The 16,444-nt window shown below is 44.4% G+C and carries 17 protein-coding genes and 1 pseudogene; 14 read left to right on the forward strand and 4 right to left on the reverse strand.

The features are described 5' to 3' along the window. Positions 1-115 precede the first annotated feature (115 nt). Positions 116-2,173, forward strand: coding sequence for a hypothetical protein (locus tag MKX41_RS01200; protein ID WP_445671302.1), 2,058 nt, complete (start codon positions 116-118; stop codon positions 2,171-2,173). A 177-nt stretch (positions 2,174-2,350) separates the two neighbouring features. Here the strand turns inward: MKX41_RS01200 and MKX41_RS01205 are convergent, their stop codons facing one another. Continuing rightward, entirely contained in the window at positions 2,351-2,779 is a 429-nt protein-coding gene (locus MKX41_RS01205) for a cupredoxin domain-containing protein (protein ID WP_256716343.1), read from the reverse strand. 241 nt (positions 2,780-3,020) lie between these two features. On the opposite strand from MKX41_RS01205, the gene MKX41_RS01210 reads away from it, so the two are divergent. After that, positions 3,021-4,082, forward strand: a complete 1,062-nt coding sequence (locus tag MKX41_RS01210; RefSeq protein WP_340968268.1) for a GGDEF domain-containing protein — start codon at positions 3,021-3,023, stop codon at positions 4,080-4,082. Between the two features lie 75 nt (positions 4,083-4,157). Here MKX41_RS01210 and MKX41_RS01215 read toward each other — a convergent pair whose 3' ends face one another. After that, complete coding sequence (locus MKX41_RS01215; protein WP_042186173.1) at positions 4,158-4,505, reverse strand: phage holin family protein; 348 nt, start codon at positions 4,503-4,505, stop codon at positions 4,158-4,160. Positions 4,506-4,655: 150 nt separating this feature from the next. Between MKX41_RS01215 and MKX41_RS01220 the strand changes: the two genes are divergently transcribed. The 3 genes from MKX41_RS01220 (at position 4,656) to MKX41_RS01230 (ending at position 8,230) form a co-directional block, all read left to right on the forward strand. Further along, on the forward strand, positions 4,656-7,022 hold the full coding sequence (locus MKX41_RS01220) for an endonuclease MutS2 (protein WP_339246238.1): 2,367 nt from the start codon (positions 4,656-4,658) through the stop codon (positions 7,020-7,022). A gap of 31 nt (positions 7,023-7,053) precedes the next feature. Further along, positions 7,054-7,473, forward strand: a complete 420-nt coding sequence (locus MKX41_RS01225; protein ID WP_042125581.1) for a DUF350 domain-containing protein — start codon at positions 7,054-7,056, stop codon at positions 7,471-7,473. 214 nt (positions 7,474-7,687) lie between these two features. Next, entirely contained in the window at positions 7,688-8,230 is a 543-nt protein-coding gene (locus tag MKX41_RS01230) for a hypothetical protein (RefSeq protein WP_340968273.1), read from the forward strand. 93 nt (positions 8,231-8,323) lie between these two features. Here the strand turns inward: MKX41_RS01230 and MKX41_RS01235 are convergent, their stop codons facing one another. Further along, the gene (locus MKX41_RS01235; protein WP_339269794.1) at positions 8,324-9,547 is read right to left on the reverse strand and encodes an NAD(P)/FAD-dependent oxidoreductase; all 1,224 of its coding nucleotides are present in this window, start codon (positions 9,545-9,547) and stop codon (positions 8,324-8,326) included. Between the two features lie 177 nt (positions 9,548-9,724). On the opposite strand from MKX41_RS01235, the gene MKX41_RS01240 reads away from it, so the two are divergent. The 8 genes from MKX41_RS01240 to MKX41_RS01275 all read left to right on the forward strand — a co-directional run bounded on the left by MKX41_RS01240 (position 9,725) and on the right by MKX41_RS01275 (position 15,099). Next, complete coding sequence (locus tag MKX41_RS01240) at positions 9,725-9,958, forward strand: spore coat protein (RefSeq protein WP_042186181.1); 234 nt, start codon at positions 9,725-9,727, stop codon at positions 9,956-9,958. A 30-nt stretch (positions 9,959-9,988) separates the two neighbouring features. After that, on the forward strand, positions 9,989-10,378 hold the full coding sequence (locus tag MKX41_RS01245; RefSeq protein WP_042186183.1) for a spore coat protein: 390 nt from the start codon (positions 9,989-9,991) through the stop codon (positions 10,376-10,378). 259 nt (positions 10,379-10,637) lie between these two features. After that, entirely contained in the window at positions 10,638-11,138 is a 501-nt protein-coding gene (locus tag MKX41_RS01250) for an Lrp/AsnC family transcriptional regulator (RefSeq protein WP_042125589.1), read from the forward strand. 13 nt (positions 11,139-11,151) lie between these two features. Further along, the gene (locus tag MKX41_RS01255) at positions 11,152-12,372 is read left to right on the forward strand and encodes an aminotransferase class I/II-fold pyridoxal phosphate-dependent enzyme (protein ID WP_042186187.1); all 1,221 of its coding nucleotides are present in this window, start codon (positions 11,152-11,154) and stop codon (positions 12,370-12,372) included. Positions 12,373-12,622: 250 nt separating this feature from the next. Next, the gene (locus MKX41_RS01260; RefSeq protein ID WP_052404481.1) at positions 12,623-12,811 is read left to right on the forward strand and encodes an aspartyl-phosphate phosphatase Spo0E family protein; all 189 of its coding nucleotides are present in this window, start codon (positions 12,623-12,625) and stop codon (positions 12,809-12,811) included. A gap of 183 nt (positions 12,812-12,994) precedes the next feature. Then, on the forward strand, positions 12,995-13,561 hold the full coding sequence (locus MKX41_RS01265; protein ID WP_042186191.1) for a cob(I)yrinic acid a,c-diamide adenosyltransferase: 567 nt from the start codon (positions 12,995-12,997) through the stop codon (positions 13,559-13,561). Position 13,562: 1 nt separating this feature from the next. Then, on the forward strand, positions 13,563-14,552 hold the full coding sequence (locus tag MKX41_RS01270) for an RluA family pseudouridine synthase (protein ID WP_340968276.1): 990 nt from the start codon (positions 13,563-13,565) through the stop codon (positions 14,550-14,552). Between the two features lie 181 nt (positions 14,553-14,733). Beyond that, on the forward strand, positions 14,734-15,099 hold the full coding sequence (locus tag MKX41_RS01275) for an arsenate reductase family protein (RefSeq protein WP_340968278.1): 366 nt from the start codon (positions 14,734-14,736) through the stop codon (positions 15,097-15,099). Positions 15,100-15,314: 215 nt separating this feature from the next. On the opposite strand, the gene MKX41_RS01280 is transcribed toward MKX41_RS01275, so the two are convergent. Continuing rightward, positions 15,315-15,626: a hypothetical protein gene (locus MKX41_RS01280; protein ID WP_340968280.1), complete on the reverse strand. Its 312-nt coding sequence runs from the start codon at positions 15,624-15,626 to the stop codon at positions 15,315-15,317. Between the two features lie 229 nt (positions 15,627-15,855). Here MKX41_RS01280 and MKX41_RS01285 point away from each other — a divergent pair. Further along, positions 15,856-16,322, forward strand: a pseudogene (locus MKX41_RS01285) (chemotaxis protein CheW). Positions 16,323-16,444: the final 122 nt, after the last annotated feature.

A 16,444-nucleotide genomic window follows, 5' to 3' on the forward strand; every position in this document is an offset into this window, starting at 1 on the left:
TATCAGCGAGAGTCTATTGATTACAAGGGATTTTGCCAAATGCTTAAGAAAAAAGCTACAATAGAAACAGTAAGACTAACTTAGAATCCGCACACATACAAAGGAGGGCACAACTGTGGCTATGGACCGGACACGTGTCGCCGTGGAGATATACGGAACTTCCTATAAACTCGTCGGAAGCAGCACTGAATATATGAAACAAGTGGCCCGTTATGTTGACGAACATATGCGCACGATTTCTAAATCACACAACAGACTGGATACGCCGCGCATAGCGGTGCTTGCAGCAGTACATATGGCGGAGCAGGCTATTCAGGTTCAGGATTTTAAAAATGAACTCAACATGATGACAGGTGAACGCAGTGAACTGCGATTGGAAGTATCTCGCCTGCTGGAGGTTCAGCGGGAGCGACAAGAAGAATATGAACGCCTTGAAGCGGCGGCTAAAGAAGAAGCTACACGACTGATTGCTGCGGTTGAAGAAGAGCGCAAGCGTCATCTGGAAATTCAGGAGAATGAGCGTAAAGTACATGCTAACCAGCTGCAAGAGGCAACCCAAGCGGCTGAAGCCGCACGAGAGAAGCTGGAAGAGGAGCTGCTTGTGCGTGAGCTGGAGTTGCAGGAACTGCGGGCAAGTTATGAGGCTGAACAGTCTGCTATGCGTGAGAATCATCGAGAGGAACTAGCGAATGCAGAAGCCATCCGTCTACAGCAGTTGGAAGAGCGGAAGGCAGCGCATTTGCAAGAGCTGGAGAACATCCGTGAGACGCTGACTAAGGAGAATTCAGACTCCTTGTCTGCTCTAGAGCTTGAGTTAACCGAGACCAGATCAACCTTAGAGAAACAGCTTGAGGAAACCAAATCAACATTAGGTAAGGAACTCGAGAAGACGAAGTTGACACTGGGTAAGGAGCTTGAGAGCACGACAACGAAGCTAAGCAAGGAATTAGCTGAAGAACGGGAAGCTTTACAACGGGAGCTTGCTAAGAATAAGGAACTTCGTCAGTCACAAGGTACTCAGGAACATAGACATAAGCAAAACATTCAAGAGCTCGAGAAACAGCTGGCTGAGCTTCGTGGTGGAACAGGACAACTTCAGTCTAGACTCCGTTCGGCTGAAGCCAGTCTTAAGAGTGAACGAGATGCTCGTCAGACGCTGCTCGGACAATATGAAGCGGTGGTTAAACGTGAAGAACAGCTCAGTGAAGAGCTGCGTACTGCTACTGAGCTAGGCACGCTGTTGAATGAAGAGCTGGAAGAATTGCGCCAGCGTTATCAGCAGTCTCAGAATGAAGCATCAGAGCTGCGGAAGTCACTACAGGAAACGAATGACAATCTGCACCGTGTTCAGGAAGAACTCGCTGGATCTATGGCGGAGGCAGCAAATTGGCAGGAGCTCTCGGATAAACGTATGGAAGATATTAGTGAGCTTGAAATGAACCTACTGGAGACCGAAGAGAAATCTTTGGCGCTTCAAAAGGAGATTGAGATCCTTCGTGGTCAAGCGGATGGATTAGTACAACAGTTAGATCGGGAAGCTCAGCTTCGTACAGATGCAGAACACGAAACTGCAGCACTCCGTGAACAAGGTGGACAGGTTCAGAAGGAACTGTCTGCACTTCGTGAACGCTATGAGGAACTGATCTCTCAATATGATGAAGTGCTGCAAGATGGAGAACGTCTGCAGGAAAGATATCAACTGCTGCAAGAAGAAGGCGAGGAGACAGCTCGACGCTTAGAGGAATTGTCTGAAGCTAGCCTTGAGGCCGCTGCTACGGTTGCAGAGCAGCAGGATGTTCTGAGGGAGGCAGAGGCGTACGGCGCTTCATGGAAGAAAAAGTACGAGGAATTATTCGAGCGACAGCAGCAGTGGAGTGATTTGGAAGCGAAGCTGCGTGAAGAGATAGATATTTGGCAGCAGGAGGCCGGTGAGGCTGAGGCTAAGCAGAAGTCTATTGAACGTGAACGCAGTGAGGTGCTTCAGCAGCTTGGTGAAGTCGGCGAGAACTATGAATTGGCCCAAGGACAACTTCGTCTGCTACAGGTCCAGTTTGAGATGCATCAGAATGAGCTACAGAAGATGACGGATGAGCATCGTAATCTTCAAGAGGAATATGCCAAGCTTCAGAATGAATATAATGAATGGATTCAACTGATCGAACAGGACAGTTGAATGTCGGATGCAAGAAAGAGGGCTGTACCTGATGTGTAGAGAGATCTATTTCGGGTCAGCCCTCTTTGTTTAATATATTCGAAAGAATAAGTTTCACACCATGTCTTATATTTCTCACTTAAATAAAAAGCCGATCGTCAGGGCAATTCCCTAACGATCGGCTTTTTAATGATTCATCTATTCCACAATGATTTTTGCGTTCATGCCGCTATGTCCGGATCCACACATAATCGAACAGGTCATTTCGAATGTGCCGGCTTCCTCTGGAACAATTACTTTCGAGGACTTTTTGCTATTAAGCTGGAGTTCGAATTCAGGGATAAGGATGCCGTGATTGCCGCTATCGTTTTTAAAAATAATTTTGACGGGTACACCTTTTTTTAGATGATATTCTTCCTGATCAAAGCTGTAATTCGTAGCTGTAATTGTAAGTTCTGTTTCTGCCTCGATCTCCGGCTCCGATGTGTTAGCATTGCCAGCAGCACTATCATTGCTGTTTCCACAGGCTGTAAGTGCTATAACGAACACAATTGAAAGTAGAATTGCGAATTTTTTAATGATCCAAACCTCCTCCCAAGAAGTCCAAGCATAGTGAAAATGTGACAATTATGTAGACATCATAACTTAAAATTTAAGTAAGCGCTTTGATTAAATGTGAAAAATCCGTGAACAAGGGAGACTGTTCAAACTTTGTCGTAAATTGCAAATAAATGATGAAAATATAACTAAAATTTATTATAATGAAAGCTATTACATTAACGTACAAAAGTAGGGGATACATATTTCAAGCACTAACGATACGCTAAATACGGAGGTTTGGCACCGTAGAATCTTAAAAGGTTATTGGATGGTAGTTATTCTTTTATTAATCTCACAGTTGCTGTTTTTGTCGAATATTGACCGACTTCAAATAAAAACAACCATGGACACGAATCTATGGCACCTATTCTTTGCTTGTAATTTACTAATTGTGGTCCTTATGATTACTGCGGAGCTGTGGCTTCGTTATAGTAAACAATCCCCTAAATATGGGGTGGTTAGTTGTGGATTTTTAGTGTCCTACCTTATGTATTTTGTATTAGAGCCTTTTGTCGATGGTGCTCAGATGACGCTCATGATGCCGATTATGGTCGCTCTAATTTATTTTGATCGTAAGCTCCTGTATCTAATGGGACTATTTAGTATTGTATTTTATGCGGGAGTATATTTCGGGTTGGAACGGCCATTCCTACATAAACCGCTGCTTGAATTCTTAATAGTAGAGTGTGTGTTTATAATATTTGTAGGGATGGCTCTTGCTGTAATTATTCGTGCGCGGGAAGCGCGTGTAAATCTGGAGAGATTAACGAAGGAAGGCCAAGATCTAATAGTGGAGAGGGCTATTTCGGATAAGCTGCTGAAGATAGATGCACTCACTGGACTATATAATCATAAAACCTTTCATGAATATTTGGATTCATTATTAGAGCAATGTGAAAGCAACAACCTTCAACTACAGCTGGCTCTCTTCGATATAGATAATTTCAAGCAAGTTAATGATACCTACGGACATAGGGTTGGGGACCTTGTTCTTAAGGTAATTGCGGACAAGGTGGGCGGTATGATTGAGTTAAATGATTTTGCGGCTAGGTATGGCGGTGAAGAATTCGCTGTGATTTTTACAGACAAAAGTTTTTCAGAGTCTTATGAGGCTGTAGAAAAATTACGGATCAATATTGCTCAAATCGAGCATTTGCAGGCTGGAAATAAGCCGATTACTGTCAGCATTGGAATTTGTGATTATCAGCTTGGGGATGGGAAAGAGCTTCTTTTTCGTAAAACGGACAAAGCGCTCTATACAGCTAAAAAGCAAGGTAAGAACAGAGTGGTCAATTGTGCTGAGAGTCATGAAGCGGAGATTGTGTCATAAGGATAAAAACAACACAGAACCCTTATTACCGGAAAAGAACCGGAAATAGGGGTTCTGTGTTGTGAATAGCTTTCGTTACTTTGCTGCCTCAAACGGCGTGGATACCGGCAAAAACAAATCAACAATACCGATGACCAACGCCGCCAGGATAGCTCCTAGAATGGAAACGCTGACTCCACTCACTACGAATTGAGCGACCCAGATGACTAATGCACTAACGATGAAACCGACGATACCACGCCCGAAGGGCGTTGCTTTTTTGCCGAAGATTCCTTCGACAACCCAGCCGAGTAACGCAATCACCAGTGCAAGGATTAGAGCGCTCCAGAAGCCACCAACCGAGAACTGTGGAACAATCCAACTAACGACCATCAGAACAAGCGCTGCTACAATAAAACGACCCACATGACTCAAGAAATTCACTGTACTAACCTCCTTTGGCCCAAGCTAAGGATATGTGCAGTTCTTATTGTGACCTTAATACTTGTTTTTATGCTTTAACCGATACCAAATAGCGAAATTGGCTTGAATTCTGTATAATGGAAACATCTATGAAGGGAGCTGTGACTGTAATTGGACGACAAAATTTTGCATACGCTTGAATATCGCAAGATTTTAAATAAATTAATGCAATATACGCAAACCTCAATGGGGCGAATGACTGCGGAGCAACTAAGACCATCCGGTGATTTTGAAGGTGTGAAGAAGCTACTTCAAGCCACGGACGAAGCGGCTAATGTAGATCGTCTGAAGGGTATTCCTTCATTCGGCGGGATAAGCGATATTCGAGCAGCACTAAAACGTGCCTCTATAGGTGGAATGTTGGGAACAACTGAACTGTTGGCAGTGGGAACTACCATTGGCGGCGCACGAAGAGTTAAACGATTCCTGGCAGCTATGCATGAGGAGGAAAAGATTGAATTCCTATTTTCACTCAGCGATGTTTTATCGGAGCAAAAACATGTAGAAGATGCCATCCGTTTATGTATAGACGAGAACGCAGATGTACTTGACACAGCTAGCTCTGAATTAGCTACGATTCGCCGTGAATTGCGCGGAGGAGAGACCCGAATTCGTGAGAAGCTGGATTCCATGATTCGTTCTTCTTCCGTTGCTAAAATGCTGCAGGATCAGCTGGTAACCATTCGTGGAGATCGGTTTGTTATTCCTGTAAAAGCGGAGTATCGTGCGCATTTCGGTGGGATTGTACATGATCAGTCCGGATCAGGAGCCACTTTATTTATCGAGCCTGAGTCCATTGTGGCGATGAATAATAAGCTGCGTGAAACACGGCTGCGTGAAGAACGGGAGATCGAGATCATATTGCATAGGTTGACAGCGCTTGTAGCTGATATAGCCGAAGAAATGACTTATGATATCGATATTCTTGGTGAGCTTGACTTTATCTTCTCCAAGGCGCGTCTTGCCCGAGATATGAAGGCTACACAGCCTCGTATGAACGATCGCGGGTATTTGAAGCTGCGCAAAGGACGCCATCCACTTATTCCCGCGGAGCATGTGGTTCCTCTGGATGTGGAGCTCGGCAACCAATATAGCTCCATTATTGTAACCGGACCGAATACGGGTGGTAAAACCGTTACACTCAAGACCATTGGACTGTTGAGTCTCATGTCGATGTCTGGGTTATTCATCCCTGCAGAAGAAGGCAGTCAAATGTGTGTGTTTGATGCCATTTATGCAGATATCGGGGATGAACAAAGCATTGAGCAGAGTCTGAGTACATTCTCCAGTCATATGACGAATATTATTTCCATTCTGCGTAGAATGACTCCCAAGAGTCTTATTCTGCTTGATGAAGTAGGTGCAGGAACGGATCCTGCAGAAGGGTCCGCACTGGCGATTGCCATTCTGGAACATATTCACCGGACTGAATGCCGTATGGTCGCTACCACGCATTATAGCGAATTGAAAGCTTACGCTTATGAGCGTAAAGGGGTCATCAATGCCAGCATGGAATTCGATGTTCAAAGTCTCAGTCCTACCTATCGTTTGCTGATTGGTGTTCCTGGACGAAGCAACGCCTTTGCAATTGCAGAGCGATTAGGTCTGCCAGGTGCGATTCTGGAGCATGCACGCGGCGAAGTGAAGGAAGAGGATCTACGTGTAGAGCATATGATTGCCTCTCTCGAAGAGAATCGACTTGGAGCGGAACAGGAACATGAGCGAGCAGAGAGTATCCGCCGCGAAGTAGAGGAATTACGCGGCAGACAGCAGCAAGAGCTGGAGAAGCTGGAAAGTCAGCGAGATAAACGACTGGAGAAAGCGGAGAAAGATGCCAGCGCAATCTTGGAGAAAGCGCGTAAAGAAGCTGAGGAAATTATCAGTGATTTACGACGCTTAGCTATGGAAGAAGGCGCTTCAGTCAAAGAGCATAAGCTGATTGAAGCACGGAGACGTCTAGATGAAGCCGAACCTTCACCGCGTAAGAAAGCCGCTACTCGTAAGCCTGCTAAGACTCCGCGGACGATTGGTCCTGGTGACGAAGTGAAAGTAGATAGCTTAAACCAAAAAGGTTTTGTAGTGGAATTAAGCGGCTCTAAAGAGGCTTTAGTACAGTTTGGGATCATGAAGATGAAGGTAAGCCTGGATGATTTGGAACTGCTCTCTTCGAAAGCAGCCTCTGTACCAACGCCCCTTCGGCAGGCGACAACCGTTAAACGCTCCCGTGATGAGAACATTCGTAGAGAACTGGATTTGCGAGGTACGAATTTGGAAGAAGCGATTATGGAGACGGATCGTTTTATTGATGAAGCCTTCTTAGGAAATCTGGGCCAAATTTCTATTATTCATGGTAAAGGCACAGGTGTGCTCCGCACAGGAATTCAAGAATATTTGCGTAAGCACAGACATGTTAAGAGCTATAGGCTTGGAAATTATAATGAAGGCGGCGCAGGCGTAACCGTGGCTGAGCTGCAATAGCGGGATTGCCCGGCAGAAAGAAGGGAAAAGTGTGCAAGGAGATATTGATCTTTTGCTGGGTCATCCGCTAGGTGCCTTGCTTGGCTACTTTGCAGTAGCAATTCTTGGGCTTGTTGTATTTCTGTCTATTTTTGAAATGGTAACGAAATATAATTGCTGGGAAGAAATTCGCAAGGGGAACTTGGCAGTAGCCATGGCTACTGGTGGCAAAATCTTCGGAATTTGCAACGTACTGCGTTTCAGCATTGAATCAGGTGTTTCGATTTATGAGACGATGAAGTGGTCGGTCGTCGGTTTTTTGCTGCTGCTGCTTGCCTATTTTTTATTTGAATTCCTAACCCCAGTGTTCTCTATTGATGAGGAGATCGCTGCAGATAACCGTGCTGTTGGGCTAATAGCGATGCTAATCTCGGTTTCGTTGTCTTATGTGATCGGTGCAGCTATATTTTAAAAAAATAGAAAGTTTTGCACCTCCCTACAAAGGATTCCAGATGAAGCTGGACAAGCTTTGAAATGAGCAGCTCCACTTTGTGGAGTATTAGGAGGATATCATGAAGATTCTTACCCGAGTTCTGTTTGTGTCAGCTATTGCTTTTATAGCAGCCGGTATTATTTATTTAATGATGAACTAAATTTAAACGTGAAGTATGAAGGAGATTATTAAGATGGAAACAACTGTGTGCCCTTGGTGTCATACCGAAATCGTATGGGACGAGGAATTCGGACCCGAGGAAAATTGTCCTCACTGCAACAATGAACTTAACGGATATCGTACAGTTACTGTAGGGATAGACGGCATTGAAGAAGAGGAAGAAGAAGTTGTAGAAGAACCTAAACAAGAGGTTATTAATGATGATGATCTTTGGGGAGACGTCGACAAAGACAGTGTAGTTCCTATTTACAACACGCTCAACCAATTCGGTGACGATTATGATTTGAATAAGTATGAAGAGCGTGTATCGGGCATCTTAGCGATTCAGGAAGAAGCTCCGGAATGTACACAATGCCATGAGTTAACTATCCTTGCTGGTAAACAGCTTGTTAGCAGCTTCGAGCCATCTGCACCGGCTACACTAGGTGGACCTGTATTAATATCTCCATTCTCCCTTAATGTGTATGTGTGCCCGTCTTGTTTCCATGTACAGCACAGTCTAGCGCAGGAAGACCGTATTCAGCTCGTACGTAATCTGAGTACCGATAAAGCATAAGCATCCTCATAAAAAGCTTAGTCCTCTTATTGACCATAAGGGGACTAAGCTTTTTTTATAAAAACCTCAATATTGCTTATTCCCGTCCGTTTTCTAAGAGGGAGAAGGTTTGGCTGATCGTGTCAATGAGAATAGATCAAGCTCCGGCCGATGTTTACCCGCAATCGTATCTGTTAATAACTCCGCAGCAATCATGCTGTACACCGTCCCATTGCCCCCATAACCCTCGATGAAGTAGCAATGAGGGTACTTGGGATGAGGGCCGATATAAGGAAGCCCATCACGCGTAGAGCCGAATACAGCACCCCAGGAGTATTCTATCTCAATGCCTTTGATTTCAGGAAATAAAGCTTCCAGCTCTTCCAATAACCTTTGACTTTGTGAAATCACTCTGATATCACGGCGCTCTGGATCCGTCAACGGTTCATCTTTACCTCCTGCAATAATACGTCCCTCCGGTGTTGTCCGAAAATACAAATACGGTCGGGCGGTTTCCCAGAGGAGGCTCCGCTCATGCCACTTGGGGAATTCCTTCAGAGGTTTGGTCATCACTGCATACGTATTGATCAGCTCAGCGCCTCGGTCTTTTTTAAACTCCTGCGTTTCATAACCCATTGCAAAAATAACCTTCTTCGCAATAATACGTCCGTTCTCTGTGTGGCAAATTACTCCATCTTCAGTAAACTCATAGTGTTTAGCCTCGGTCTGCTCATAAACGTGTACACCATTCATTGCTGCCTTGGCGATCAGGCTGTGAACTGTCCGGAAAGGGTTCGCTTCTGCATCACTGCGTGAATAAAGTGCAGCAGGTTTAGAAAAAGAATACACCGAAGCAATTTTATCCTCTTCCCAGAAATCAGAATCGAATCCGTGAGCAACGAGGTTCTTATATTCTTCTCGCAGAGCAGGTACATCCTCTGGTGTACTGGCATATAGAAGGCTGCTGCGAGGAATGATCTGGGGATCGATATCGAGCTTGGCTGGCAGATCCAAAATATTTCTAACCCCTGCTTGGCATAACTGATAAAAGAGCAAGCCGTTCCTTTCTCCAAAAGTGTTCATACATGAGGTTAACGATTTGTCGTTAGATATCTGAAGTAAACCAGTATTGGCATGTGAGCTTCCGCTTCCGACGCGTCTTTTTTCGATCAGAACAGCCTCAGCTCCGCTTAAAGACAAGCGATAGGATGCCATTGCTCCACCCATTCCAGCCCCTACGACCAAGCAATCACAGTGAATGGTATCCTCTAGCACAGGATAAGTTGGTGGGTCTTGTAAAGTGCTTCTCCAAGGTGGGGTGCCGCTATTTAGTCTCATGAAAATGATCGCTCCTTCATTTGTTCCATAATTTAGTATGGGCGGCATTTTACCGTCTCATTCGCAGCATGTTCTTATTTTTGTCATAACTCTCTAGTGCTGTTGGGCAAATAAATGGTGTGCGTTGGCGGTATACTAAAGCCTGTTTGGATCAACTACAAGGAGGGACTACAACTCATGCAATCAATGCAAATGCAGGCACTAAGTGGAAAAGAATTGGAATATATCGCAGACTCCATCTCTAATGAGGACTTGCTTCTTAAGCAATGTGCGGCTACCGCCGCGACAACGCAGAACGAGCAGGTCCGACAAGTTTGTTTGCAGCATATCCAAAATCACACGCAGCACATGGATACACTTACTCAGTTACTCCAGCAGCATCAACAGTACGCACCAACAAGCCCACAATAATTGCATTATTAATCTTAAGGAGGTTATAAAATGAACGCACAGAATCCAGCAGCATTTATGCCAGATGAGGATTTAATGAACACCATTTTGTGTGATTTGAAGCGGACGGTTCGTGAGTATGCGACAGCTGCTACGGAATCGGCATGTCCAGCGGTTCGTCGGGTGTTTAACGACATGACCATGAACACGCTTCGACTTCAGGGCGAGCTTTATACGCAGATGTCCCAACTGAATATGTATCCTGCACCTGCAAAAGCATTGCGCCAAGATGTAGACAAACAGCTCCAAACTGCACAGCAATTGCAGCAAAAAGCCGGACAATTTGTTCAGCAAAAAACCGGACAAGCTGGATCCTTTGCTCACAATGCGAACGCTCATCTTCATTCGAATGGACAACATCAACCGTCTCATTTAATGTAACCAAGATGGTTAGCGGATGAAGCATCCTGCCACATAACCTTAAGGCTGACGCCCGTTTATACCGAGAGCTCCGGTATAAACGGGCGTTTTTTGTATAAAAATCCATTTAGCTGAGTAAACCTAGTCTTCTATGCGGATATCATATGGGGTTATTTTGTTTGCAGAGATGCTCAATTCATGTCATATTAGTATTAAACTCTTTTCGCGGGGCGACGCATGAATAGCGCAACGTCATTTGCGAACTATCCGGAGGGAAGGCATGAAGGAAATGAACGAACTAAAGAGGAAAGTGCTGGAACTGCTTAAAGAGGACGCGAGAAGATCTACTGCACTCTTAGCTACGCTGCTTGGCGAGGAAGAAGAAGACGTAAAGACGGCGATTGGGCAATTAGAGAAGGACCATGTAATTGTTAAGTATGCAGCCGTTGTAAACTGGGATAAAGTCGATGACGAGAAAGTGACAGCGCTGATTGAGGTACAGATAACACCCGAACGGGGTCGCGGATTTGAAGGCATTGCCGAGAGAATCTACCTGTACCCACAAGTGAAATCCGTTTATCTGATGTCAGGTGCTTACGATCTTCTGGTAGAAGTGGAAGGCCGAAACTTACGTGAAGTGGCCAATTTTGTATCCGAGAAGCTGTCTCCAATTGATTCAGTACTCTCAACTAAAACGAATTTTACCCTTAAAAAATACAAACAGGATGGGATCATCTTCGAGGAGCATGAGGAAGACAACCGTCTGATGATCTCTCCATAAAGGAAGTAATCATATGATCACGAACAAAACGCAGCTAACCGGAGAAGACAGCAAATCAATGAATTCTTATTTGGCCCCGCTGGTACAGCAAATTCAGCCTTCGGGTATTCGTAAGTTTTTTGATCTGGCTGCAGGGAGCAAGGATATCATATCACTCGGAGTCGGGGAACCTGATTTCAAGACCCCGTGGCATGTCAGAGAAGCTTGTGTCTATTCGCTGGAAAGAGGATTTACAGGCTATACATCCAACGCAGGAATGCCTGAACTAAGGGAGGGTATTGCGAACTATTTGCACACCCGTTTTGCAGTGGAGTATGATCCTGCCAATCAAATTATAGCAACGGTCGGCGGAAGTGAGGCTATCGATCTGGCTCTGCGCGCTTTGATCACGCCGGGCGATGAGATCCTCATACCAGAACCTTGCTATATTTCTTATTCGCCGATAACGGCTATTGGTGGAGGTATTCCTGTAGGTATCGAAACCATCGGAGAGAATGACTTTAAACTTACTGCAGAGAGTTTGGAAGCGAAGATTACTCCACGCTCCAAAGTTCTAATTCTGTGCTACCCAAGCAACCCAACGGGAAGTGTTATGACCCGAGAGGATTGGGAGCCGATCGCCAAGGTTGTAGAGAAGCACGATCTTATTGTAATTTCGGATGAGATCTATGCGGAATTAACGTATGGAATTAATCATGTCAGCTTTGCCTCATTGCCAGGTATGATGGACCGTACGATTTTGGTCAGCGGTTTCTCCAAGGCTTTTGCCATGACTGGATGGAGAATGGGTTATGCTTGTGGTCACCCTGATTTGATCTCCGCTATGCTTAAGATTCACCAGTACACTGTGATGTGCGCTCCTTCTATGGGCCAGGTGGCTGCACTTGAGGCACTGACCAATGGGATGGAAGAGAAGGATCGAATGGTCGATTCTTATAACCAACGGCGGAGGCTGATTGTTAAGGGTTTGCGTGATGCGGGACTGGAGTGCCATGAACCACAAGGTGCATTTTATGCTTTTCCAAGCGTGCGCAAGACAGGACTGACATCTGATCAGTTTGCACAACGATTATTACTTGAATATAAAGTGGCAGCTGTACCTGGGAGTGTCTTTGGTTTAGGTGGTGAAGGTTACTTACGCTGTTCCTATGCTACTTCAGTAGCTCAACTGAATGAAGCTATAGAACGCATTGGTGCTTTTGTCACACAACTGGAACGAGAGAGAATGGAATAGAGAAAATTGGACTATAGCCTATCCTATAATCCTATGGTATTATTTTACTTTGAGAGTAATTAACCCCTATAATAGAACTAACAAGGACGTATTTTACTCTGGAATTAAGCGTTGCTTTGAAGTTTCTTTTATTACTTTAATGACATTTTGTGGCACGCGCTCAATAATACTTTTAGGAGGGATGATTGTGCTTAGTGCCGATTATTACTTACCTTCCTATGGAGGGCAGTGTTTTTCTGGAAGTGGGAAACTGTCCCCCAAGGGTGATGCTTCTGCTCGCATACTCTCTCTGGAAGATGAAATTCGAATACTCCGTAGCAAAATGGAGCAGCTTTTTTTGCAGGAAAAATCATTCACTTCAGATAATGTGATTGAAATTAGCAGTTTACTGGATCTCAAGATAAATGAATACATGAAGGGGCGTCCAGTTGGAAAATAACGTCGCTACATGCTGTTGAAGAGGACCCTAGGGTCCTCTTTTTGTTGTTCCTTTAAGCTCACACATTGCAACATTGCAGTCACACTTGGAGAGAATATGCCTATACTCTTCATTTGCCATTTTTATATAAGAAAGCTTAAACTAGCATTATGTGATTTGAAGAATGGATAGGAGGAGTAAGCCATGGTGATCTATACACGCACGGGTGATGCGGGTCAAACTTCAGTGATTGGCGGCCGGGTTGGTAAGGACGATGTCCGAGTTGAAGCTTACGGAACGATCGATGAACTGAATTGCTTTGTAGGTCAGGCAAGGAGCCTGATGGAGGACGATCAGTTTGATGATGTACGCGAGCAGCTGCTGGAAATTCAGCATGAGCTATTCGATTGCGGAACCGATCTGGCTTTTATTAAGCTAGGTGATGGTGGTCAATATATGGTAACAAGTGAGATGGCTAAACGGTTGGAGGGCTGGATTGATGAGCTTCAAGCAGAGAATCCACCACTAGAAAAATTCATCCTCCCTGGGGGCAGTCCGTTGGCTTCGGTTCTACATGTGTGCCGTACGGTTTGCCGCCGGGCGGAACGCCGGGCAGTTACACTTGGACGAAATGCAGACATTAATCCGGAAGCGGTTATTTATTTGAACCGGTTATCCGATTATTTCTTTGCGCTGGCTAGGACGGCTAATACACGGGCAGGGATTACTGATGTAGAATACATTCGCAGTAAAAAGGTGTTCCGAGACTAATATGACTAGCTATTATTCACCAATTACTTACATTATACCGCCAGAAGAGGATGGCTGGTTGCTGAAGACAATCCTGCATAAACGGATGGATGTCTCACGTAAATTGTTGTCACGCCTTAAGCAAACAGAACAAGGGATTACATTAAATGGAGAACGTGTTTATATCAGCGTACATGTTAAGGCAGGCGATATTGTACAGATTCGCATGGAAACAGAGACTTCGGATGATATTTTACCGCAGCCGATTCCCTTTGAAATTCTATTTGAAGATGAGCATCTGCTCGTAGTAAACAAGGCAGCGGGGATCATCGTGCATCCCACACACGGACATTACACTGATACGCTGGCTAACGGAGTAGTTCATTATTGGGCGCAAAAAAATGAACGTTTCCGCTTTCGACCCGTCCATCGTCTGGACCAGGAAACCTCCGGTGTGTTAGTCATCGCCAAGAATCCGTATAGCCATCAACATATTTCTGAGCAGATGATTGCGGGTACAGTGGACAAACGTTATGCTGCATTTGTTCATGGGGCTCCTGTGGAGCCTTTCGGCGATATCGACGGACCTATTGACCGTGATCCTGAGGAGCCGCATCGGCGTATCGTGACATCGGAAGGTTATCCTTCTCTGACTCGGTATGAGGTTAAAACCGTATACGCACAAGGTTCAAAAGTTGAACTGAAGTTGGAGAGTGGTCGTACTCATCAGATTCGGGTCCATATGACCTCTATCGGCTGTCCTTTGATTGGTGACAGCATGTATCGTCATGAGCTGTATAATCTACCGGAATTGACTTTAACTCAAAGTGAACAGTTAGAGTCCGTTACAGCACTAGATGCCTCCATACCGCGTCAAGCACTGCACGCGGTGCGTCTGACGTTCAAGCATCCGGTGCTGCTGCAGGAAATGATCTTTGAAGCTCCTTTGCCGCCTGATATGGCGGCCTTGGAGAATGTATTGGAGCAAGGCCCGAAAGCGAATTTGAGGTAAAAATTATCTTAGTGATGTTAAGCGGAGAGGGTGAATTGGTTCTGGAGAAACGGAGTTTCGCCTTTCTCCTCGGATTTCATCCGCAACAAGCGGACTAAATCAAGAAATCTGAGGATAACAGCGATCGGAAGAATAATTTGCCAGCGTAGCGCACTCATCACTACCATTAAAGGAGAACAACATGAGCAAACTAAAAGTATATCAATATCCAAAATGCAGCACCTGCCGCAGTGCAGTAAAATGGCTACAAGCTCAAGGTCATGAGCTTGAGCTTCAAAACATCGCAGAACAGCCGCCTACCGTTGAGGAGCTGCGAGAATTGCTGGCCAATAGCGGACTTGAACTGAAAAAGTTTTTTAATACAAGTGGTGAAGTCTATAAAGCATTGGGTCTTAAGGACAAAATGTCACAGCTTAGTGAGCAGGAGAAGCTTGAGCTGCTCGCGAGCCATGGTATGCTAAATAAACGTCCGATTGTCACTGATGGTGTTAAAGTTACGGTAGGCTTTAAAGAAGAGCAATACGGCGAATTCTGGAGCAATGCCTGATTTCAGAGTCTAATCCAATCGATGATTGCAGCGATGTTGGGTAGTTAACCCAATAGCAGATTGAAGAATAAATCCTATCATGCTGACTCATCCTTTTTTCTCTTGCTCTGTTTTATCCAGGATAGGATAAAACAGAGCAAGAGGAAATAATAATTCAAAATAGTACCAACGGTAAAAATGGATATTGTTCAGCACATTATTAAATATCAGGCATATCAGTATACCTGCTGTTGGTAAAGAGATGAAATTGCCATGCGCTGATCCGTGCTGAACCAAAATTTTTCCTTCCTGCATCTTTTTTCAAGCCTAGCCTCGTTTGTACTTGGTTTTTCCTCTAATTTGAATAAGTCCCATTCCTGAAGTACCGATTGTTTGTAGAAATCTGCCAACTTCCGCTGGATCTGTTCGTTATGCATTTTAGTTTCAGTTTCTGCCCCCATCACTAATTCTTCGATCCGAGGCCCATGTAATGTCGATTCCGTGCTTGGCTCAGATATGCTTCGACTAGGAGTTTTTAACGCATCCATGATCAGAATCTTGTTGGTTTCCACAGGGTATACAATTTAATTATCGTTGTTTTTTCGCGTACGCAGGCTCCTTAAATTTAACAATTCCTATTTTAAGTATCCCTGCATGTAAAGTGAGTATGTATTTTATATTAATTTAACTAACACAAATCAAATATCGTTTGAACATGTTACATAACATTTTAGATATATAGTTAATTAAAAACGATGTTGAATGAATGGGGGGAAAATGACAGTCAGCCAATTATTACCCTTGAAAGATACTGCTGAGGTGGAAATAGTTGAGTTTCTGCTCGGTAATAATCTGTATGGGACTTATGTACAAAATGTAAGGGAGGTCATTAACGTACTTCCGATCACTCCGGTTCCATTGACACATCCATGCATGCAAGGATTGATAAAGCTTCGAGAAGAAGTAATGACAGTTATTGACTTGGCTAAATGTCTAGGATACTCGTCTGGAAGAGAGAAACGACAGGTGCCGGACAAATACATCATTGCAGAAATAAGGCCAAAAAGTTTGCTTTTCATGTTCAAGCGGCATCAAGAATTCATCGGTTCAATCAAGCAAAGATTGAAACAACAAACGAGAATGTCCAAGGAATGCGCGGAAATAGTCTGGGTGTTGTCCAAATGAAAGATCAGCTGCTTATTCTTTTGGATCTTGAGGGAATAGTTGGGAGGTTGTCTGGATAACTCGCAATCGGAATATGTGGCATTTTGTCGAACGATGTATATTGTTCGACTTTTTTTTGCATATAATTATAATTATTTGAAATTTATCAGAATCGAGCCAATTATGTATTATATAAGGTGGT

The sequence above is a fragment of the Paenibacillus sp. FSL R5-0475 genome, assembly GCF_038004585.1.
GTDB lineage: Bacteria > Bacillota > Bacilli > Paenibacillales > Paenibacillaceae > Paenibacillus_AQ.